The sequence below is a fragment of the Mucilaginibacter gossypiicola genome (genome assembly GCF_900110105.1).
In the GTDB taxonomy this organism is placed as follows: Bacteria; Bacteroidota; Bacteroidia; order Sphingobacteriales; family Sphingobacteriaceae; genus Mucilaginibacter; species Mucilaginibacter gossypiicola.
This window is the reverse complement of record NZ_FOCL01000003.1, coordinates 79344-102476: the sequence shown is the minus strand read 5'-3', so window position 1 is coordinate 102476 and position 23133 is coordinate 79344. Positions and strand designations below refer to the sequence as shown.

The following is a 23133-nucleotide window of genomic DNA, read 5'->3' as shown; positions in this document are numbered from 1 at the left end:
CTAAAAAATATCTATATCAGCAAAAGCGAATGCAATTTTATCAAGCGGCATTCGCGCACCAAGGTCTTTAACAATTACCGGGAATGAGGGGATTGGGTTAGCATAACGTTTCAAAAATGCATTTAGCGCCGATCGTTTATCGGCCTGAAACTGTAGTTTCCTTAGTCCCAATTGCCGGGCTATTTTCTTAAGCTTGGGTATAATATCCGGTAGGTCATCAGCCTCAATGTCAATATCGCCTACCACCATACCGTCTGCAATCCTGAACCAAACCGAAGAGTTCCCTGCTTTTATAGTGAAACTTTCGGTATATGTTTTATGGCCAAGGTAGCTGCTGTCTCTGTGCAAGCCACTGAAGCCCTCGCCAATTAAAGAGCTTGTGAAACCTTTTTGATGAGATGCATGCTTTTTAATTACGTTTTTAGCATAAAACCGGTACAGCCCTTTCAAAACCGGGAATTTATTTGCCAATTTTTCCAACGGGAGTGCTCTAACCGGGATAATAAAACATTCCATCTGTGCCGATACCTGCCAGTTGAGCTTGTTTACAAAGCCCGGCAGGGAGTTTTGATTGGGAAATCCAAACGCGATCAGGATTTTTTCATGATAACAAAGCTCGTAGGTAAGTTCGGCCAGTTTAATGAACAGCCCTTTGCCCCTGTGATGGGGATGGGTCATCGTATCTGCCGATTGCGCCGCTAAAACCGGCTGTCCGTCATAGTCAATAAAACAGGGGATTACACCATAAAAGGCCGCGGGTACATCACCTGCATAGGCCAGGTAGCCAGTGTACATTGCACCGGTAAATGCCGTGTTATACTTTCTGGCGAAAAAGTCCGACGGTACTGTTTTGCCATAGACAGCTTTGTGCAAACTGGTCATGTCAGCAAGCCGTTCGCCGGTTAAACGCTCTATCCTGTACCCGTCGTTATACATATCTCCCCCTTATTATGGCGTTTAACTGGTTAGCCGTAGATATGAACGAATTAACGGTTAAGCGTTCACGCATGGTGTTATCCTGCCCGTCTTGGGGTTTAATAAAATCTGTGGCAAGCAGCTGAGTGTACCCGGCTGCTTTGGCATCTTTTAAAACCTGCTTATGGTATGAACCATAAGGGAAAGCAAAACTGTTGATTTGCCTACCGGTTAGGTTTTCAAGATACTCCTTGCACATCGCCATCTCGCTGGCTGCGGCTGCCGGGTGGATACATGCAAGATCATTATGGTAATAGCTATGGGCTCCAATAGTAACAAATGCTGAGGCAGACATGGTTTTAATTTGCGCGGGAGTCATCTGCAGCCAGTAGTCATCATCCTGTTGGTTTGTTTTAAAGCCGGTGAGTTGCTCAAGGAAACTCATTAGTGAAGCTTTTTCGTCGAAACTGCCGGCTCTTAGCTTGTCGGCGTAAGGAATACCATTTACATCTACGTATTTGTTGTTCCGGTTTTTGTGATAGGTGTCATTTTTATACGTAAACCTGTCAGGGCCATAATACCCGGCAATGCTCAGCATATCGTTCCACAAAATATCGAAACCCGCATCGCGGATGGCTGTAACAAAAAAAGTAGCCGGGACGCGGTATTTGGTAAGCAAAGGCAAAACGTAATGGTAATTATTGGCCAGCCCGTCATCAAAAGTAATGCAGACGTTGAATTTTTCATTACTGAAATTCCCCGCATAGTAATCATTGAGAGAAACCACGTTGAAGTGCTTTTTATAGTACTGCAGATGCTCTTCAAACCTTTCGGCTGTCAAAAACAGCGTGTTGAATTTATGTGGATCGCTTTTGCAAACATTGTGATAAAGGACAATACGACTTCCACGGGCATTTTCATATAATGCCTTATCCAACCCCAAAACATGCCGGGCATCGCCGCTTAAATAAGCAGCCTTACGCTTTGATCTTGACCATATTTTTTTCAGTATGCTCATGCTGCGGGCTGGACTGGGTAGGGTACAGGAAAGTCTGCGTCGGGTTTGTAGCGTTTTATTTCGGCTATCAACTCATGAATATTGCCTTGCACATATTTGAAATGAGTGCCGGTGAATACCTTGCTGTAGTTTTGGGTAAGCATACCGGTAAGCTGGTGATAAAGGGATTCATCAAACAATAAGATTTCACCCTTATGCATCACCAGTAAAATATCATCAGGAGTTACATTATAAAACGCCTGCAAACCTGGTTTACGGTTTGCTTTGGCTATAACAATATCAGCATCAAGTCCGGCGGTAATGCTGCCGGTATTCAGTTTCCAGGTTTGGGCTGGTAATGATGTAAGTGAATGGTACAATTCATGGTCGGTAAGCATTTTAGTTTTGCGTGCAAGCCGTATGTGATACCATATATCCCAATACCCGGTTAGCGTACTATCAGTGCCGAATAAAATACGGGTTTTTGTTTTCAGCTGATCAATGGTCGCCGTTTTATTCAGCAGGAAGTAATTGGATTCGGGACACCAAACCAGTGCTTTAAAATGTTTGGCTTGTTGGGCATCCATCGCTACGCCATGTATCCCTATTAGTTTGCGCTTAAACAAATTCCATTTAATCAATTCGTCAATTTCGGTGTGGGCTTCAGCGTTTGTCCCTTCGCCGGTGTGGATCACCACCGGTTGGCTTATTTTGAGCGGATGGTTAAGCCGTTTTTTCCAGTTTTTCTCGAATTGAACCGAATGGATATTCTGGCAGTTCTCAAATATGGTGATCAGCGGATCAGTTATCGTTGTTTTTTCGCCATGGTTTACAACCGTGGTTACGCCGCAAAGCAGGTTTTTATAAACGCCCCAGTGTTCGCGTAGGGTAATGGGAATTTTTAGTACTGATGCAATCTCATCTGCATATGCCTTGTGGATGTGTTTTCCCCACTCGGTATAGCTGTCATATATTTTATTCCCAAATTGCGGAAAAAGATTAAAGTCAAGATGGTCATGTGAGTTTATAAGTCCCGGAAAAGCAATGGCGTCAACAAAGGTTAGTTGTTCGCGATCATCAGCAATGGAGGGGGCAACCTGCGTAATTTTGCCCTCGCTTATGCTTATGCTCACGGCAGCATCGTTTTCCGGTATTGTCACATTATTCAGTACCATTTGTTCTTCTTAAATGCAATCCGTAAATAATGGGGAAGCCTTTATATCGGTCATAGACATGAAGCGCATTTTTATCAGCATAATAATGCTTCATGCTTTCAACTATCTTAATTTCTTCTTCGGTAATCAACTCAAAACCGTTTGTGAGCAACAGGTTTTTAATAGTATTTACCGGGTGCACATAGTTTTCAACCGCTATAAAACTGCTGCCATGTTTAAATGTGCGTTTGCCGCCGTTTGCCAGTGTTTGCGGATGGAAATCAGTTATGATGATATCGCCGTTTGGTTTCAATATCCGCATCCATGCCTGCAATGCTGCCTCAATGTTTTTAATATGGGCAACAGTAAGGGTTGAAACTATAGTATCAAAACTGCCCGAAGGCATATCACTAAACAGATCATCTGTAATGCGGTAAATATTTGCTGACGGAAACTTTTGCTGCAAACGGGCCAGCATTCCGCCCGACGTATCAAAGCCCGTTAAAATTCCGGGATTTAAAGCAAAAATCTTTTTCCAATGCCTGCCTGTGCCACAACCTATATCCGCTACTTTTTTATCTGTAATAATTGTACCTGTAACCAGTTGCGGGAACAAAATCTCATCCAGGTCGAGCATCAGGTTGCCGGGCTGTTGATCATAATTCTCGGCCCAGATGTCATAGGCATCCACCGAATTTTTCTCCATGATGTTGGGAGGAAAAAAACGCTGCTTAATATAATTCTTTACAGTTTTGATCACGGTACCGGGGTGTTTAATGATGAACCTTATATCAGCAAATACGGCTGTTAAATAATAATGGTTGCCAGCCATTTTATTTATAACAGCAGGCAACCCTGGGAAAAACCGGGGCGTATTTATTAATGTGAAAGCGATAGTGCAGAAGCTCAGATTAATTGTTGTATGGGCAATCCCCCGTATTTGTGATTGAGTATGGCAGTGGGTTTTATTTGGATGTAGGCTTTGTAATGGCAGGGGTGCTTTACAGGCCGCTTAAACAAAAAATAGGCCCATTGCCGGGGGATTGAAGGCAAAGCAAAGTTTTGATACTAACAAATGAATAAAATATTATTATTTAATCCGCGCAGCGCCAATAACAAATATCGTATACCAAATTCGATATTGAATATTGCAGCCTCGGTTGATGGGAAATATGACTGGGTTATTGTTGACGGTAATTGTGAACATGACCCAATGGTGAAGATAGACAGCTATTTGAGCACCGGCGAATTTAAATATTTCGGCTTCACGGTAATGCCTGGTCCGCAGTTAAAGCAGGCTATTACAGCTGCCAAAACAATCAAGCAAAAATATCCGGATACTAAAATGATCTGGGGCGGGTATTTTCCTTCAAATCAGCCCAACGCGGTTTTATATTCTGGCTATGTCGATTTTATTATCAACGGCCCCGGCGATCACGCATTTCCTGCATTGATTGATGCTTTGGAAAAAAATGAGCCCTATGAGTTTATCCGTAACCTCATTTATAAAGCAACAGACGGAAAGATCATCAAAACGGCTAAAGAAGACCTTTTAGACCAGGACAGCCTGCCGCCGTTGCCATACAACAGGCTTAATGATTTTTACCCTATCACCAAGTTTTTGGGTAAAACCTATCTGGGCGAAAAAACGATGGCCTATCACTCCAGTATTGGTTGCCCTTTCACATGCTCATTTTGCGCCGTGGTGCCTATTTATGAAGCGAGGTGGAAGGCAAAATCGGCCCAGAATGTTTATAACGACGTAAAGTATATTAAGGACAAATGGGGGGCGGATGCTATTGAGTTTCATGATAATAACTTTTTTGTATCAGAAAAGCGGGCGGTTGAATTTGCCCGTTTGATAAAACCCGAAAACATGACCTGGTGGGGTATGGCCCGCATCGATACCATGTCTAAATTTAAAGATTCGTCACTGGCCGCTATCCGTGAGTCGGGATGTAAGATCATCTTCTTTGGAGCCGAGAGCGGGAATAATTCTATCCTTGAGCAAATGGACAAAGGAGGTACCCAAACCGGCGAGCAGATCATCGAGTTTGCCGAGCGCCTGAAAAAGTTCGACATCATTCCCGAATATTCATTTGTGCTTGGCACGCCGGCTCCAACGCAGGAACAGGTACAATCGCAAATTGATTTTGAGATAGATTTTATCAAAAAGGTAAAGGCGGTGAACCCTAAAACCGAGATCGTGATTTATACCTACAGTCCGGTGCCTACCGAGGGTTCTGAACTTTTTAAGCAGGTAATGAAAAGCGGTTTCCGTTTCCCGGAAACGCTTGAAGACTGGATTAGTCCGGCCTGGGAAGCCTTTGATCTTCGTAAAAACCCGCTTACGCCCTGGCTCACGCCGGAGATGATAGATAAGATCAGGAATTTTGAAACGGTACTGAACGGGGTGTATCCAACAGTAACCGATATCAGGCTGAATATGATCAAACGCATGGCTATTAAATTGGTGGCTACTATGCGCTATAAGGCAAGTATGTACCAGTACCCTTACGAGATTAAGTTACTACAAAAAGTCTGGCGCTACAGGCAGCCCGAAATACAGGGATTTTAATTTATGCAGATGACCGGCCAATCATTATATCATACCTTTCAGCGTTTCCGTACACTGCAAACGCACCGCATTGCGGCTTTGCCCATCGTGATCCTGATGCCGCATAGCGCCTGCAACTGCCGCTGTGTGATGTGCGATATCTGGAAGGATAATAAAAACCTGAAACAGCTTACCGAAGCCGATGTAACCGATCTTTTAGGTGCTTTAAGGAAATTTGGCACCAAACAGGTACTGATGTCGGGAGGAGAGGCTTTGTTGAATACTAATTTTTTCAGGCTATGCGAAATCTTACGTGCCGAAAAGATCAAGGTTACACTGCTTTCAACTGGCTTATCGATTAGGAAAAACGCGTTCAATATTTTAAGATGGGTTGATGATTTGATTGTTTCTTTAGATGGTGACGAGCTTTTGCATGATGCTATCCGCAATGTTCCGGGGGCGTTCAGTAAGTTAAAGGAAGGAGTGGAGTACATCAAATCTCTCGAACCCCAATATCGCATTACAGCACGCACGGTAATTCATCGGTTAAACTACAGGAACTGGCCGGCTATTATTGAAGCAGCAAAGCAGATGGGCATAGATCAGGTAAGTTTTTTGCCTGCCGATGTTAGCAGCCATGCCTTTAATCGCCAAACGGCATGGGCCGAACCCCGGCAGCACGAGATTTTGCCCACCGAAAATGAGCTTGCCGAATTTCAGGAAATAACAAATCAGGTACTTGCCAATAAAGGTGATTTTACCAACAGGTTCATTGCCGAATCGCCTGCTAAGATCCAGGATATTTACGGTTATTACGCCGCTTTTTACGGTCATAATGCGTTCCCGTTTAAAAAGTGCAACGCGCCCTGGGTATCGGCAGTAATTGAGGCTGATGGTGAGGTTCGTCCCTGCTTTTTTCATGAGGCGATAGGTAACATCAGAGATAATGCATTGGAAAACATTTTGAATAGCAAAGAAGCGATCAACTTTCGCAAAACATTGGATATGGCTAATGATCCTACCTGTGTTAAATGTGTGTGCTCGCTTAATTTATCGCCATTGGCGAGGTTGGATTAATAAAATAGAAAAAGTACGGGCTCGTGCGATTCCCTCCCTTGGGAGGGTGTAGGGAGGGGTTTCATCTACAAATTTAAACGTTTTTGAAAAGACGGATAAACCCCTCCCTGCCACACCGTCCTACGCGCCCCCTCTCAAGAGGGGAGTTAAAACAAAGGGCTTAAAAACGTATGAACAATATACTGTTTACACATTCTTATTTTTTACGGTTCGATCCCAAGCAATGGGGTATAGGGCAGCCTTACGCTCCTTTGGGAACCATATATGCAGCAGCTTTAATGCGGGAACATGGTTATAACGTAAGCCTGTTTGATACCATGTTTGTAAGCAACCCCGATGAGGTAATACCGGTCATTGAGCAGAATAAACCCAATTTTTTTGTGATCTATGATGATGGGTTCAACTACCTCACCAAAATGTGCCTCACCAACATGCGCGAAGCAGCCTTTAAAATGGCTAAGCTGGCAAAGGAAAGAGGCTGCACCGTAATTGTATCAAGTTCCGATTCGACCGACAGATATGCCGCCTATCTTGCCGAGGGTGCCGATTTTGTTATCCTGGGCGAAGCCGAGCAAACCCTTGTTGAGCTTACCGAACACATCCAAAATGGTAACACCGATCATTTTGCGATAAAAGGCTTAGCATACAGGAACGGCAGCGAGATTATTAAAACACCGGCCCGCACCGTGATGAAGGAGCTGGACAGCTTGCCAATGCCAGCATGGGACCTCGTAAATATGGACGGCTACCGGGAAATGTGGGTGAAGAACGCTGGCTATTTTTCAATTAACGTGGTTACCACCCGCGGTTGCCCTTTTAAATGTAACTGGTGCGCAAAACCTATTTACGGCAATCGGTATAATTCACACAGCCCGCAGTATATCGTGAATGAGATCAAAATGCTGAAAGAAAGATATGGTATGGATCACATTTGGTTTTGTGATGATATCTTCGGATTGAAATCGGGTTGGGTGCAGGAATTTGCCAACCTGTTGGGGCAGGAAAATATCAGGATCCGTTTCAAGATCCAGTCGCGGGCCGATTTGCTGGCAGAGGAGGAAGCCGTAGAAGCCCTGGCTATCGCCGGTTGTGAAAACGTTTGGATAGGCGCCGAAAGCGGATCGCAAAAAGTACTTGATGCCATGGATAAAGGCATTACTATCAACCAGATCCACACTGCCACGCACCTCATGAAGGCGCATGGAATTAAACCATCGTTCTTCATCCAATTTGGTTACCCGGAAGAAACCCGCGATGATATCACGCTTACTATTGATATGATCAATCAGCTGCTGCCGTACGAGATTGGTATATCTGTATCGTACCCGCTGCCCGGTACCGGTTTTTATGAGCGTGTTAAAACAGAGTTGAAGAAGAAAACCAACTGGACGGATTCCGACGAGATGGCGTTGATGTTTAAGAATACTTATCCTGCATATTACTATAAGCAACTGCATAAATACGTGCATCGTAACTATCATAAGCATCTGGCCAAAAACAGCCTCGAAAAACTGCTTAAAGATCCGTTTGGAAGTTCGGCAAACAGTATTAAGAAGGCATTATCTATGCTTTATTATGCACCGCTTACCTATTTTGAAAAACTGAAGCTGGAAAAATTTGAAAAAGCAATATGACCGGAGCTTCATCACATATAAATGAGCAATTTGCCGAAGCTGCGTTTAGCAATCAGTCGGTAATTTTTGATGAGCTGTACTCGGGCGATACCATTATAGCTTACAAACGCAAACGGGTGCGAGATCATATTTTGCAATACCTTAAACCCGGGGGCAATATCCTGGAACTGAACAGCGGTACCGGAGAGGATGCCCTGTTTTTTGCGAAGACAGGTTTTAAAGTCCATGCTACCGATATTTCAAAAGGGATGCAGCAGCAACTTCAGGAAAAGGTAGTAAAACATGGAGTACAGCATTTAGTAAGCAATGAACTTTGCTCGTATACCCAACTTGAACAGCTCGACAATAAAGGCCCTTACGATTTAATTTTTTCCAACTTCGCGGGCCTTAATTGTACTGGTGAACTGGACAAAGTATTAAGTTCATTTGCCGGATTGTTAAATCCGGGGGGGATGGTAACTTTAGTGATATTACCAAAGCTCTGTCTTTGGGAAACCTTGTTGGTATTTAAAGGTAAATTTAAAACGGCTTTCCGCCGTTTTTTTAGCAGCAAAGGCAGAAAGGCGCATGTTGAGGGAGTATATTTTGACTGTTTCTACTACAATCAGTCGTACGTAAAAAAACGCTTAAAGCGAGATTTTTATGTATTAGGTATTGAAGGATTGTGTACTATAGTGCCGCCATCTTATATCGAAGGTTTTGCCGAAAAGCATCCGCGTGCTTATAAAATATTGACCGGTTGGGAAGATAGCCTAAAAACTACCTGGCCGTTCAAATACATGGGCGATTACTATATTATTTCGCTCAGAAAAAGGTAAGCCAAACCATTTATGCAGTTGCTTTAGTTTCGATGGTTTGTGCAGTTGGAATTTTTAATGATTTTCCTTGTGCCAGCAATTCAGAAGTAATAGCCCTTGTGTAAGTTTTGATCTCGTTCTGAAAGTCAGTAACAGACGCACCTGAACGGATCTCTTCCAATCGTTTTTCCCATGTTCCGGTAAGTTCGGCCTGGGCTATCTGCTGATTTTTTACTACTTCATAAACCGCAATGCCGGTAGTGGTAGGCACCAGGTTTTTCTTTTCCCTGATAATGTAATTGCGTTTTAACAGGGTTTCAATGATGGCTGCCCTTGTTGCCGGCGTACCCAAACCGCTGTCTTTCATGGCATAGCGAAGTTCTTCATCGTCAATTTCTTTGCCGGCTGTTTCCAGCGCCTTCAGTAAGGTAGCCTCGTTATACAACGGTCGGGGTTTGGTTTGCTTTTCGAGGAGGGCTTTGGCTGTTATGGGCAGGTTTTCACCCTGGGTTACTTTTGGTAGCGTGGCGTTTTCTTCGTCTTTTTTATCGTCTTCTTTATCGTTGAACACAGAACGCCAACCTGCAGTATGGATCACCGTACCACTGGCGTTGAACTTCGCGCCAGATTGTACCACAATTTTGGTTACCTCTTTAATACAATCCTGATGAAATGCCTCCAGCATACGGCCTGCTACCATATCATAAACAGCCTGCTGGTCTGGCGAAAGTTGGTGCGGGTTCTCGCCTGTTGTAAGTACAGCATGGTGATCGGTTACTTTTTTAGCATTTACACTTCGTTTGTTGAGCGTAGCGCTGCCTAATGCAATGGCTTGTTTACCAAAAAGCGGGTGCTGTTCCAGTTTTTCAATTAATGCAGGTACACCTGCAAAAACGTCGTCACCTATATAACGACTGCCTGTACGCGGGTAAGTAACCAGTTTATTTTCGTAAAGGTTTTGGAGGATGGTAAGGGTTTGATCGGCAGTAAAGCCTTTACGTTTGTTGGCTTCCTGCTGCAGGCTGCTCAAATCATGCAATAGCGGAGGTGGTTCTTTGCGCGGTTTCGCCTCCACCTGTAAAATATGGCCGCCCTGCGGAAAGCCGCCCTCAACATCCTGTACCTGGTCAAGCACAGCTTGTGCTTCCTCTTTTGTTTTATAGTTTTCGGAAGATATGGCTTTAAATACCTGCCCGTCTTTATCAGGATGGATACTTACCTGGTAAAATGTTTCGGGTACAAAGTTTTTGTTTTCAAGATATCGCGAACAGATCATGGCAAGGGTGGGGGTTTGCACCCGGCCCAATGAAAGCACTGCGCCGCGAATGCCCGATGAAAGGCTTAACGCCTGCGTGGCATTCATCCCCACTAACCAATCCGATTGTGAACGGCAGTGGGCCGAATTGAACAAGGTATCATAATCACTGCCCGGCTTTAGGTTACGGAAACCTTCTTTAATCGCCTCATCTGTTTGCGATGAGATCCAGAGCCGTTTAAACGGCTTTTTGCATTTTAGATAGTAATAAATATAGCGAAAGATGAGTTCCCCCTCGCGCCCGGCATCCGTTGCTACTATGATCTCAGTGGCTTCGTCAAATAGCTTTTGGATGGTATCCAGTTGTTTTTTTACTGATGGGTCATCTACCACGCCATCTTTGGTTTTTACCTTACGAATGGAAAGTTTGAATTTTGGAGGCAGCATAGGCAGGTGCTGAACGCTCCAGCCGTAATAACCATATTCCTGTGGTGCAGCAAGTTGTAACAGGTGGCCGAAAGCCCAGGTAAAGGTGAAACCTTTGCCTTCAATATAACCATCCTTTTTGGTGTTAGCCCCAAAAACTTTGGCAATTTCCCTGGCTACTGATGGTTTTTCGGCTATAATTACTTTCATGAATGCTGCTCCCCATGCATTAGTTTATACCAATGCTTACTAATACGGGCATCGAAAGTATGAATTTAGCGAGGGCTGTGCAAGGTTTGTTGGTAACATTATGCCCCCGGTTCTCATATCTAACTGTTAAATACTATTGGTGGCGGCCAGTAATTCCTTATTAACGTCGGTAATGATGTCATTAAATAAAGGTTCGGCTTTAATATAACCTTCCAGGAGCCTAAACTGGTTTTTAGCCCTCAGCAAATTATGCCCGTCATATTGCGCACCGTAATAAATATCATTATTCAAAAAGTCGGTTAAGAAGCGGAGCCCTTGCATATAGATCATCATCTTACCCGAAAAAATAAAGTATTTTTTTTCATTTTCAGTAAGAATAGTGCCTATTTCGCTCATGTAGCCTTTGTATATAGCCCTGAAAAAATCTGTTCTTATCACAATTTTGTCCAGATCTTGTTCTTCCTCATTTGCAGGCGAAAGATAGGTGCGCATCATATCACCAACATCACTTAAGTAATAGCCTGGCATTACAGTATCCAGATCAACCAAGCAAAGCGCGTTTTGCGCATCATCAAACAATACATTGTTTATTTTGGTATCGTGGTGTATAACCCTGAGGGGGATTTCGCCGTTAACTGTAAATTGGTTATACGTATGCAATATACCAATATGATCATGAGCTGCTTTTACTTCTTTAGCAGCCCGTTCCAGTTTTTGAGGTTCGGCAGTTTTTAAAGCTTGCTCAAATTGTAAAAAACGCAATTTCAGGTTATGAAAATCCGGAAGTGTGTATTTAAGTTTGGTAATATCAAAGAGGTTTAGCAAGCGGGTAAACCTGCCAAACTGTACAGCTGCGCTATAAGCCTCGCGGGTATCCTGTAAAAAATTTACCGTATGTGATCCTTCAATAAATGGGAAAAGTCTGTAAAACTTATCATCAGAATAAATAACCGATTCCCCTGTTATGCTTTTTAATGGTGCTACAAACAAGTAATCCGGATTAGTTTCATCCAGGTATTGCTTTATTAACGCCAGGTTGTTATCAATGTAAGCGGGATGTTTAAAAACCGAGTTGTTGATCTGCTGAAGAATAAATGACTGATGAACACCACTTATTTTATAAGTATGATTTATTAAACCTGAGCCAAAAGGCAGTATATTGTAGTCAGAAACGTTTAATCCAAAATTTATAAGGATATCATCAAGCATATTATGGGCGTTAACTCATCAAACATAACTAATTGTAAAACGATAGCCATGCGCAAACGTTTGAGTGTTTTTTAAGAATGCTTATTTTTTGTTTTCGACCAGTTGTGATTCAATAATTACCTTGTAAAAGGCGCTTGGTTCGGTGCTGCCAGTGTCCTGGTGGTGCAGCAGGTCCATCAGGATATCGGTTGCCTTTTGCCCTTGTAAATAAGGGAATTGCTCAACAGAAGCGGCAGGGATGTTTTCCATATAATGGATGAGCGGTAAATTGGCGTAGCTTACAAATTCAAGGTCTTTATTAACCCTGATGTTTAATTTGGTTGCATGTTTAATGGCAAAAAGCGCCACATAATCGTTAAAGGTTACAATAGCGGTTGGTTTACGTTTGCTGGCCAGCAGCTCATCCAATGCTTTTTTTGTGCCCTCTTCGGTAAGGTCGCATGAAACTATAAGCGACGGATCGTATTTAAGCCTGTTCTTGGTCATGGCTTTGATATAGCCTTCTTTGCGTTCGCCGGTGGCTACCATGGTTTGGGGCCCGTTGATCATGCCTATTGCCCGGTGTCCTTTTTTTAGCAGGTAGCTTACGGCTTCAATAGTGCCGATTTCCATGTTGCATGCCACGTAGTGAATGTTGGGAATGGAAGGGATCCTGTCGAAATAAACTACGGGAATATTGTATTTCTTTAAATTTTCAAAGTGTTGATAGGATGAGGTACTTTTCCCCACGGATACGAGCAGTCCATCAACCCGGTGATTTTTCATTTTTTCAACCAGTTGTTTTTCCTTTTGCTCATCATCGTGCGACTGTGCCAGCAACACCGTATAGTTTTTTTTGTAGGCGGTATCTTCAATGGCACTTATGGCCGATGAGAAAAAAGCTTCCGAAAGTTCTGGTAAAATAACCCCGATAGTATGGGTTTTACCCTTTTGCAAAAAAATGGCGGTTTGGTTTGGCTCGTAGTTTAATTCGCCAGCCAGTTTTTTAACTTTTGCCCTTGTGGTTAACCCTATGCTTGGATGGTCATGCAAGGCCCTGGAGACTGTAGACACCGAGATACCTAATATTTGCGCTATCTCTTTTATAGTAGTTGGCTTTGTTTGCATTAATGATGGGCTAATAGTGTTTATATAGTTAAAGTTAAGCGATTATTATGAAATTATGGCTTGTTGTGGCTGTATTGCAAACGTTTGCGTAGTCTTTGTTAGTCCCGATCACCGGTTTGCAAATGTTAATTGATTGGTATAATGGAGATTTTAGCATTTGCTGTGTTGCAATTTAAAGTATTGAGATTACCCGGACTAAAAACCGGCGGCCAGCATCTGCAATGAAAATATTGAGAGAAATAACCGGTTGGCAGAGCTGTTTATCTTCGTTTTTCAATTAAAAAGCATAAACTCCTGGATGCTTGATAAAAGCCCGTTTTTCAAATAATGCCAGTTATAGGATAATTACAGCCATTTTTCAAACGTTTGCGTTGAAATTGAAGCATTTAATTCTTTATGAAAGCCACTAATGCGACTACATTTATGAACCGATACTTGTGTTATAATCTGATGATGAAGAAAACCATTATAATTTGCCTCTCGCTACTATTCATTATTGTAAGCAACAGGTTTGCCAGCGCGCAAACTGCACACATCGACGCTTCAAAACTGCGCCACGTGATCCCACTTGGCGGTAATGCCTGGGTAAATGCTCCTGATACCATTACCGACGAAGGATTAATTGGCCTGAAAAGCGCTAAATCAACAGCCAATATTTATTTCAGGGTTAGTGTTGCGCAGAATCTGCAGCTTGCGCTGGTGATACGGGTGCCGCAAGGCAGCAGCACTATACAGCTATCGGCAGGAAAAAACACCTTTGTTAAAAAATTAAATAATACCGCATTTGATACCATTAGTTTTGGAAAGCTTCATATTACAGAACCTGGCTATATAAAAGTAAGTTTAAAAGGGATCAATAAAACAGGTGCTGTTTACGCAGATGTATCTGACCTGGTAGTTACCCTGCAAAAAACGGATAACGATATTGCTTACGTTACCAAGGGAAGTTCATTCCATTTTGGCAGGAGGGGGCCATCTGTACATTTGCGTTACCCAGTGGCAGCAGATAAAGAGAATAAGGTAAAATGGTTTTATAACGAAATTATAGTACCAAAAGGACAGGACGTGATAGGTTCGTATTTTATGGCCGACGGATTTGGCGAGGGCTATTTTGGTATGCAGGTAAATTCGGCAACCGAACGGCGTGTATTATTTTCGGTATGGAGCCCTTTTAATACCGAAGATCCTAAAAGTATCCCTGATAGCATGCGTATTAAACTTGTTAAACACGGCAGTAATGTACACATCGGCGAATTTGGTAACGAGGGCTCGGGCGGACAAAGCTATATGCGTTTTCCATGGAAAGCAGGACAGGCTTACGCTTTCCTGCTAAGCGCAGAGCCTGACCAGGCGAAAAAAACAACTACTTATACTGCATACTTTAAAGATGTGGCTGCTGATAAATGGTTTCTGATAGCCAGCTTCAACCGTCCGCAAAAGGCCACTTACTTAACGCATTTGTATTCGTTTGTGGAAAATTTTGAACCCGAAAACGGTGATAAGACCCGCAAGGCATATTTTACTAACCAATGGATAGGAGACAGCGAAAATAACTGGCTGGAGCTTACGCATGCTATTTATACCGGCGATGCTACAGCCAATGCCAACTATCGTAAGGATTATGCAGGAGGGAAAGAAGGCGATAAGTTCTTGTTACAGAATGGCGGTTTCTTTAATAATTATGTCCCGCTTAAAACTCCGTACGATCGCAGCGCAACAAAGCAAAAACCTTTAATTGAATTTGAAAAACTCCCCAATAAATAAGCCCCAAAAACCTCAAAATTATATATGGAAAGAAGACAATTTTTGAAAACCAGCGCAATTGCGGCAGCCGGTTTTAGCATTTTACCTTCAGGAAGCCTGTTTGCTTCGGCTCCTGCAAAAGTCCGTTTAGGTTACATTGGCGTAGGTGCCCGTGGCATGAGCCATATTGCCGAAGGTTTGCTTCGCGATGATGTGGAGATTATTGCTATTTGCGATACGCAGGAAAGTTCACTGAAAATTTGCCGCGAATACATCGCGAAAAAAGGCCATGCACCTGTAAAGGAATACACCGGCGGATTGGATGCCTATAAAAAGGTGCTGGATCATAAAGATATCGATGCGGTAATTATTGCTACGCCATGGCAGTTTCACCACTCCCAGGCTATTGACGCTATGAAGGCAGGGAAATATGTAGGTTGCGAGGTAATTGCCGGCCTTACGGTTGAAGACCACTGGGATATCGTTAACACTTCCGAAAAAACAGGTATCCCATACATGACGCTTGAAAATGTTTGTTACCGTCGCGATGTGATGGCTGCCTTAAATATGGTGCGCCAAGACCTGTTTGGCGAGATTGTCCATTTAGAAGGCGGATATCAGCACAATTTACGAGGCGTATTATTCAATGACGGCAAGCATTATTACGGCGGTGGCGTTGAGTATGGCCCTAAAGCTTTGAGCGAAGCACAATGGCGCACCCAGTTCAACATAGATGTAGATGGCGATATTTACCCAACCCATGGTGCGGGCCCATGTATGCATTATGCCAATATCAATGCAGGTAACCGTTTTACCAACCTGGTATCGTTCAGCAGCAAAGCAAAAGGTTTGGCGGCTTATGTAGAAGAATTATCGCCCGGCCACCCGAACGCTAAAATCCATTACAAAAACGGCGATGTAATCACTACCATGATCAACTGTGCCAATGGCGAAACTGTAATGCTGAGCCACGACACTCACCTGCCGCGCCCGTATTCATTAGGTTTCCGTGTACAGGGTACTAAAGGTTTATGGATGGATGTAAACAAAAGCGTGTATATCGACCATAAATCAAAAGAAGATGATTCATGGGATCCGGCAAAAGAATGGTTTGATAAATATGACCACCCGCTTTGGAAAAAATACGAAAAATTTGCCGAAGGTGCGGGTCACGGTGGTATGGATTGGTTTGTGTTTAATGCTTTCGTAGAATCGGTTAAGCAAAAACGCCAAACGCCTATTGATGTTTATGATTCTGTTACTATGAGTGTAATTACTCCTTTATCAACAAAATCCTTGAAAGAAGGTAATGCCAGCGTAGCGTTTCCTGATTTTACCCGTGGTAAATGGAAAGAGCGCAAAAACACCTTTGCGTTTGATGATAGCGGCTTTTAATTATCGTTTATATTTTTTGCATGTTTTATGTTTAGCCTGGCCAAAAGCCGGGCTTTACTTTTTTAAGGGGTGATAGTAAAAAAACATGTGCGAGCGCAGCGTGGCAATCGCATGCTATACATAGCAGAGCTGCCCTGCATCCTTGCGATTGTTACGCTGTGCGCTAAATGACGTATGTCCATTTCAACCCGCTCATAATCAAAATTTTCCATTGTTGGCTCTAAATACGCCGATTGCATAGCATTGATGCCCCATCCTCAATGTTAAATGCTTGTTTAAGACCTCAAATAATCTCAATTATTGACTGTTGTCATCGCAAAATACTTTGACTCAAACGTTTGCATAGGCCTGATTTTGCCGAAAACAAACGTTTGCGCTGTGTTTGCAGGGGCGTTTTTTTGCTTTCAAAATCCGGTATCTCTAATTTCCAATATTAAAAAACAAGGCTAAATCGCAACAGAAAACTAACAATTAATTAATACTAACACCACCACGTATGATTAAAATTTACTCAAACCCCGATCAGGGCTTCAGCAAACACATTTATTTAAGGAGGCAGATTAGCGGCCTTTTTAAATTGATGTGCTGTTGCCTGCTACTATTATTGCCGGTACTTGCCAATGCGCAAACAGTAATCAACGGTAGCGTAAAAGATAAAGACGGTCCCGTAATTGGCGCCACCGTTACCCAAAAAGGTGTCAAAAATACTACAACAACCGATGTTAACGGCAAATTTAAAATTACATTAAAGGGCAATTCAACAATATTGGTTGTTTCTTATGTTGGGTATAAACCACAGGAAGTATCAATTAGCGGTTCCTCTGACGTAACTATTACTTTGCAGGAAGACCTCAATAAACTGAACGAAGTAGTAGTTGTAGGCTACGGTACCGTTAAAAAAGGCGACCTTACCGGATCCATCAGTTCAATCAAAAGTGATAACCTCACGCTTGGCGGTACTACATCTAACATCGGCCAGGCTATTCAGGGTAAAGCAGCCGGTGTGCAGGTACAACAGGCCAGCTTTGCGCCGGGCTCAGGAATCAATATCACCGTAAGGGGTGGTAACTCCATCAATACTTCTACAGCACCGCTGTATGTGGTTGACGGTTTCATTAGTGAAGCCGGTAGTCAGGTTAACCCGAACGACATTGAAGATATACAGGTGCTGAAAGATGCATCTGCAACTGCCATCTACGGTTCAAGAGGTGGTAATGGTGTTGTTTTGATCACTACCAAAAAAGGAAAAAACGGTAAAGTTTCTTTAGATGCTGATATATCTGGCGGTACGCAATATTTAACCTATAAGCCCAAGCTGTTAACCGGTCAGCAATATACCGATATCCAAAATGCTACCGCCCTTGAAGATGGTAAGCCCCAACCTTATCCATCAAGTTTCCAGGTGGCCAATACCAACTGGTTAAAACTGGCAACCCGCAATGCTACAGTTCAAAATCAAAGCGTTAGCTTAAGTGCAGGCGATCAGAATTCAAAATTATATATCGCCGGTAACCACATTAAACAAGTTGGTGTGCTGCAACATACCGGTTTTGAAAGGTACACCGCAAGAATAGGCGCCGAAAAAACGGTGAATGAAAACATTAAGATCAGCGGTAATTTTTACGGTGCAAATTCAACTTCAACTTTACAATCATACACTGGCGATATCACCGCACCATTGTTCAGTTTACTTACGGCACCACCAAACGTAGCACCATATAATGCCGATGGTACTTACAATTATTACGTTACCCAGGGCACCAAAACCAATGCATTAGCAGGTTTACTGGAGCCAACTAATAACAGCGGTAATAAGCTGATCAATGCCAATGTTGGTTTGGATTATAAAATCATCAATGGCTTAACTTACCATTTGACTGCAGGTACAGAGTATAATCAAACCACTACGGGACAATACCTGCCAACAACAACAATTGCAGGCGCAAAACAGGGTGGTGTGGCTGCAGAGCAGATCTATTCAAACTTCAGGTGGATTGCTGAGAACTATTTGACTTATAAGTTCAATATTAAAAAAGACCATGATTTTACCATATTGTTAGGTACATCAAACCAAAAAGATGTTGCCGAATCATTACTTTCCGGTGCAAAAGGTTTCTCAACTGATGCGTTCCTTTATTATAATTTAAATGCCGGATCATTAAGCAATGGTTACGGAAGCAGCAAAGCGGAGGCTTTTCTTACCTCGTACTTCACAAGGTTAAATTATGCTTATAAGGATAAGATCCTGGCGTCATTCTCTTATCGTGATGACCGATCATCACAATTTGGTTCAAACAAGCGCTCAGGCTTTTTCCCAGCTGGCGCTGTGGCTTATAAATTAACTGATGAAGATTTTGTAAAAAATCTGAATACCTTCTCTAATTTAAAAGCCCGCGTAAGTTACGGTGTTACCGGTAACGACCGCATCCCTGCAAGTTTATATCTCGCAACCTTTGGCTCCTATAACACAGTAATCAATGGAAGCGGGCAATTACAACCAGGTATCGAGCCCAAAAACCTTGCAAACCCTAACCTTCAATGGGAGGCAACAAGACAATTGGATATTGGTTTAGATATGGGTTTTGCTAACGGCCGTATCAACGCAAGTATTGATTATTACAGTAAAAAAACTACCGATCTGCTTATCCAGGTACCGATTGGGGCACAATGGGGCGCTACTAACGGAACACAATGGATAAATGGCGGTGCTATCCAAAACAGGGGTATTGAGCTTTCGGTAAATACCAGCAACCTGCGCAGCAAAGACCTGTCATGGAATACTACAGTTACATTTGCTTACAACAAACAAAAGGCGTTAGATTTAGGTCCGGGGGTTACAATAATAAGCACTAATACCTCCAACCCAAGCGGTACTGTTTCGGGCCAGGAGTTTACAAGGGTTGTACCAGGCATTGAGCTGGGTGAATTATATGGGTATGTATACCAAGGTGTTATAAAAACAGGGGAAAGCTATGCCCCGCAACCAAATTCAAAAGCAGGTGACCCTAAATACAAAGATGTTAATGGCGATGGTGTAATTACTCCGGCCGACCGTACTTACCTGGGTAACTCAAACCCGCATTACATGGCCGGTTTTGGTAACGATTTTCATTATAAAGGCATCGATCTGGGTATATTTTTCCAGGGGGCGTTTGATTACTACCTGTACAATATGAACAACATGGTACTGGAATCAACAACCGGAGCAGCTGCATTGAACAGGTTTGTTGCAGGTAAAAACGAAAATACATCTATCCCGCGTGAAGGTTATTACCTGAGCACCTATGGTAGCTACGTAAACTCACGTTTTGTTGAAAATGCCTCTTATGTGCGTTTGAAATCGCTTACGCTGGCATACAACTTCCCAGCCTCGTTATTTCAAAATATGAAAATTTTACAGGGCATCAGGATTTATGCCGAAGCGCAAAACCTGTGGACCATTACCGGTTATAAAGGTACCGACCCGGAAGCAAACGTACATGCCGATGACACTGGCGCGCACCCTGGCCAGGTTCCAATCCGGTCGGCTCTCGGAGGTGGTTTAGATTTTAACTCCTTCCCGGCATTTAAAACGATAACATTCGGTATTAAGGCATCTATCCATTAATGAATTATCCATTTAAGGGATCAACAAAATTTAAATCAAATGAAAAAATATAATATTCTACTCCTTGCAGCTGCGGTGGTTACTCAGTTTTCCTGTAACAAATCCAGCCTTGAACCTAAGATATACAGCAGTTTAACAAGCCAAAACGCGTTTCTTACCAAGTCAGACGCTATTGCGGCTGTGAACGCGGTTTATGCACGCCTGAAAGGTCCTTCGGTCGGCGATAACTATGACTATTGGACAGTAAGGCATTTCGCCCTTACCGATTTAACCACCGATGTAGGCCATTGTAGTTATGCAGGCGACCCTGGACAATTATCGTTGGTGCAATGGAACTCGGCCAACGGTTTGATAGCTGAGGATTACAAGCAGATTTATAAGCTTGTAGCCAATGCCAATAACGCTATCTACAATATCGGAGCAATGAAGAGTATCACAGATGCTCAGAAAAGTCAGTTTTTGGCTGAAATGAAATTTCTGCGTGCTATAGCTTATTCTGATCTTACGGATGCCTGGGGGCCGGTGATCTTAAACACCGAAAAAGATATAGCCAATCCTGACTATAAAGCCCAGACTCCTCCAAGTCCTGTTGCAGATGTCGATGCGCTGATGATCAGCGATCTGCAAAATGCAATCAATGTATTGCCTACAGATTATACCAAAAGCGATATTTATACAAGTAATGATGTTGGTCGTGCTACCAAAGGTGCAGCGATGTTTCTGTTGGCCAGGATCTATCTGCGTGAGCATCAATGGCAAAAAGCTGCTGATTTAACCAAACAGGTAATGGATTTGGGAATCTATCAGTTATATCCAACCTACGAAGGTTTGTTTAAAGAATCGAACACCTGGTGCTCTGAAAATATCTTCTCGGTATTAAGCGATGCCAACGTTAATGGCACTGAATTATTGAACCACTTCGGTCCGCTAAGTCATCCGGTATTAACCGACAGGTGGCAGTACTATGCGGTAACCTGGGATTTTTACAACAGTTATGGCGATGAGGATGACCGTAAAAAAATGTTTTTTACCCAATACCAGGGTGTTGACGGATTAACGCACAAACAAGCTCCATCGCAGGGTGCTACCGCTCCGGATGGCGTATTATATATGCCGGATGTTGCAACCATGAAATATGCGGATCCAAACGGAGCCAACGCATATTATGATGGACATAGTGTTGACATTTTACGCTATGCTGATGTGTTATTGAGCCGTGCTGAAGCTTTAAATGAACTGGGCGGCCCAACTGCCGAGGCTGTTTCATTGGTAAACCAGGTTAAAGGCAGGTCACACGCCAAGTTATTGGTGCAGGCTAATCTTACCCAGGCAACTTTCCGCGACGCTTTATTACAGGAACGCGGTTGGGAGCTATATTACGAGGGTAAAAGAAGGGCCGACCTGAAACGTTTTGGAAAATATGATGTGGTCGTGAATGCTTACTTAAAACGTATTGGCCAAACCAATACCGTACAGTTGCCGCGCGACGAGTATTTCCCATATCCGCTTAACCAGGTTAACATTAACCCTAACCTGAATAATTCGGGCAGACAACAATAAGCATACAATTCAAATATTGGTAAAGAATATACAGCCTTTAAAAGGTTGTATATTCTTTACTGTTTAACCGGTATTACAAATTTTAGTGATGAAGGATTGGTTTAAAGTCTTAGCGGCGGGGTTATTAGTTTCAATCATCTGCGGGTGCTCTGGCGGTAACCTGATAAAGGAAATTCATATAGGTTTGTACAACAACAACGAGTTAAAGATTAAGCTTGATGTTATGACCAGCAAGCCTGTTGACCTGTACGCCGAATACTGGATAGAAGGTAAGCTGCCGGTAAAATACCGGTCGACCACTACTGGTAACGGCACATCGTATAAGCTTGTACTTTGCAATATTTTGCCTGATACCACTTACTCATATCATATCGTAACTGTAGATGGTGGCGATACGGTTGTGAGCAAACCTCATACCTTTAAATCGCACCAGTTACCTCTGTTTTTGCAGGAGCAATTTAATGCAAAAGTTGCTGCTAAAGCCACCTTGCCAGCTCAGTTTAATGATGGCTTGATGCTAATCAACAAACGTTACGCACCGGGTGTGGCGTTTTTGGTTGATGCCAAGGGACAGATCAGGTGGTACCACATGATTGATAGGCTGGGATTTAAGGTGATCAACTTTACAAAGGATAAAACCTTGCTTTCTATTTTAGGCCGCAACGACGAACCTACAAGTTACGGCAGCGAGATTTTGGAGATCAATATGCTGGGCGATACTTTGCTCCACCTCACCAAAGGACAAGGAGATTTTAAACAAACCATTCATCATGAAATCCTGAAGAATGATAAAGGCCAGCTGGTAACCATTTTTGTTGATAAAAAAATCATGGACCTCACATCTGTTGGAGGTGATAAACAGGATACCGTTAACGGCGATGGGATTATGGTGATGGATAAAACCGGTAAGCAGCTTTATAAATGGAGCGTGTTTGATGTAATGGATCCGCTGAAAGATCCGAAGATCCTGAAAACTAAGAAAGACTGGATGCATGCCAACAGTTTAAATTATGATGTTGATGGCAATTATCTGATGTCGTTTTATAACAACGGGCAAATCTGGAAGATTGATGCCCATAATGGTAAAGTGATTTACAAGTTTGGTAAGGGTGGCACCATTGCTATGCCTGCCGACTGCAACTTTACCCAGGCTCACGCTGCCCACATCAATAAGCAGGGAAACCTCATGTTTTTTGATAACGGGGTGGAGAAACACCAGTCGGGGGTGTATGCAATGAAAATTGACGAAAAAAATCAAACGTCGACCATTGCCATGCACATAAAACTACCTAAAGAAATTTTTAACGGCCGTATGGGCAGTGCCTATATGATCAATGATACAACCACATTGGTATGTTGCTCCAAAAGGCACATTGTGGTGTTGGCAAATGATAAAGGCGTTTTACAATGGACGATGGAAACATCGGTGCCAACTTACCGTGCCGGTTTTATCAAATACGAACAACTTGATCCATTTTTAAAACCATAGA

The 23133-nt window shown here is 42.9% G+C and carries 16 protein-coding genes; 9 read left to right on the top strand and 7 right to left on the bottom strand.

Annotation, left to right across the window (positions count from 1 at the left end; all coding sequences use genetic code 11):
* The 4 genes from BMX50_RS10160 to BMX50_RS10145 are packed head-to-tail and all read right to left on the bottom strand — an operon-like array spanning nt 1 to nt 3898.
* A complete protein-coding gene (locus BMX50_RS10160) occupies nt 1–936 on the bottom strand; it encodes a GNAT family N-acetyltransferase (protein WP_091210423.1) in 936 nt (311 codons plus the stop codon).
* Nucleotides 929–1933, bottom strand: coding sequence for a polysaccharide deacetylase family protein (locus tag BMX50_RS10155; RefSeq protein WP_091210422.1), 1005 nt, complete (start codon nt 1931–1933; stop codon nt 929–931). The genes BMX50_RS10160 and BMX50_RS10155 overlap by 8 nt, the downstream gene beginning before the upstream one ends.
* Nucleotides 1930–3087, bottom strand: coding sequence for an amidohydrolase family protein (locus tag BMX50_RS10150; protein ID WP_091210421.1), 1158 nt, complete (start codon nt 3085–3087; stop codon nt 1930–1932). The genes BMX50_RS10155 and BMX50_RS10150 overlap by 4 nt, the downstream gene beginning before the upstream one ends.
* The gene (locus BMX50_RS10145) at nt 3074–3898 is read right to left on the bottom strand and encodes a class I SAM-dependent methyltransferase (protein WP_091210420.1); all 825 of its coding nucleotides are present in this window, start codon (nt 3896–3898) and stop codon (nt 3074–3076) included. Before BMX50_RS10145 ends, BMX50_RS10150 begins: the two co-directional genes overlap by 14 nt.
* Before the next feature lie 243 nt (nt 3899–4141).
* On the opposite strand from BMX50_RS10145, the gene BMX50_RS10140 reads away from it, so the two are divergent.
* The 4 genes from BMX50_RS10140 (at nt 4142) to BMX50_RS10125 (ending at nt 9152) form a co-directional block, all read left to right on the top strand.
* Entirely contained in the window at nt 4142–5644 is a 1503-nt protein-coding gene (locus BMX50_RS10140; RefSeq protein ID WP_091210419.1) for a B12-binding domain-containing radical SAM protein, read from the top strand.
* A 3-nt stretch (nt 5645–5647) separates the two neighbouring features.
* Nucleotides 5648–6700: a radical SAM/SPASM domain-containing protein gene (locus BMX50_RS10135; protein WP_091210418.1), complete on the top strand. Its 1053-nt coding sequence runs from the start codon at nt 5648–5650 to the stop codon at nt 6698–6700.
* A gap of 170 nt (nt 6701–6870) precedes the next feature.
* A complete protein-coding gene (locus BMX50_RS10130) occupies nt 6871–8334 on the top strand; it encodes a B12-binding domain-containing radical SAM protein (RefSeq protein ID WP_091210417.1) in 1464 nt (487 codons plus the stop codon).
* A complete protein-coding gene (locus tag BMX50_RS10125) occupies nt 8331–9152 on the top strand; it encodes a class I SAM-dependent methyltransferase (RefSeq protein WP_091210416.1) in 822 nt (273 codons plus the stop codon). The genes BMX50_RS10130 and BMX50_RS10125 overlap by 4 nt, the downstream gene beginning before the upstream one ends.
* Before the next feature lie 10 nt (nt 9153–9162).
* Here BMX50_RS10125 and topB read toward each other — a convergent pair whose 3' ends face one another.
* From topB to BMX50_RS10110, 3 genes are all read right to left on the bottom strand, one after another.
* Nucleotides 9163–11022 carry a DNA topoisomerase III gene (topB, locus tag BMX50_RS10120; protein ID WP_091210415.1) on the bottom strand — a complete coding sequence of 620 codons (1860 nt, stop codon included), beginning with the start codon at nt 11020–11022 and terminating at the stop codon, nt 9163–9165.
* A gap of 126 nt (nt 11023–11148) precedes the next feature.
* A complete protein-coding gene (locus BMX50_RS10115; protein WP_091210414.1) occupies nt 11149–12231 on the bottom strand; it encodes a phosphotransferase enzyme family protein in 1083 nt (360 codons plus the stop codon).
* Nucleotides 12232–12312: 81 nt separating this feature from the next.
* Nucleotides 12313–13338, bottom strand: coding sequence for a LacI family DNA-binding transcriptional regulator (locus BMX50_RS10110; protein WP_091210413.1), 1026 nt, complete (start codon nt 13336–13338; stop codon nt 12313–12315).
* A gap of 423 nt (nt 13339–13761) precedes the next feature.
* Here BMX50_RS10110 and BMX50_RS10105 point away from each other — a divergent pair, with 423 nt between their 5' ends.
* From BMX50_RS10105 to BMX50_RS10085, 5 genes are all read left to right on the top strand, one after another.
* Nucleotides 13762–15102, top strand: coding sequence for a DUF3472 domain-containing protein (locus BMX50_RS10105; RefSeq protein WP_167667857.1), 1341 nt, complete (start codon nt 13762–13764; stop codon nt 15100–15102).
* Nucleotides 15103–15126: 24 nt separating this feature from the next.
* Nucleotides 15127–16476 (top strand): Gfo/Idh/MocA family protein, encoded by a 1350-nt coding sequence (locus BMX50_RS10100; protein WP_091210411.1) that lies wholly within the window; start codon nt 15127–15129, stop codon nt 16474–16476.
* A 496-nt stretch (nt 16477–16972) separates the two neighbouring features.
* The gene (locus tag BMX50_RS10095; RefSeq protein WP_091210410.1) at nt 16973–20083 is read left to right on the top strand and encodes a SusC/RagA family TonB-linked outer membrane protein; all 3111 of its coding nucleotides are present in this window, start codon (nt 16973–16975) and stop codon (nt 20081–20083) included.
* A gap of 39 nt (nt 20084–20122) precedes the next feature.
* On the top strand, nt 20123–21643 hold the full coding sequence (locus BMX50_RS10090) for a RagB/SusD family nutrient uptake outer membrane protein (protein ID WP_091210409.1): 1521 nt from the start codon (nt 20123–20125) through the stop codon (nt 21641–21643).
* 88 nt (nt 21644–21731) lie between these two features.
* On the top strand, nt 21732–23132 hold the full coding sequence (locus BMX50_RS10085; protein ID WP_091210408.1) for an aryl-sulfate sulfotransferase: 1401 nt from the start codon (nt 21732–21734) through the stop codon (nt 23130–23132).
* Nucleotide 23133: the final 1 nt, after the last annotated feature.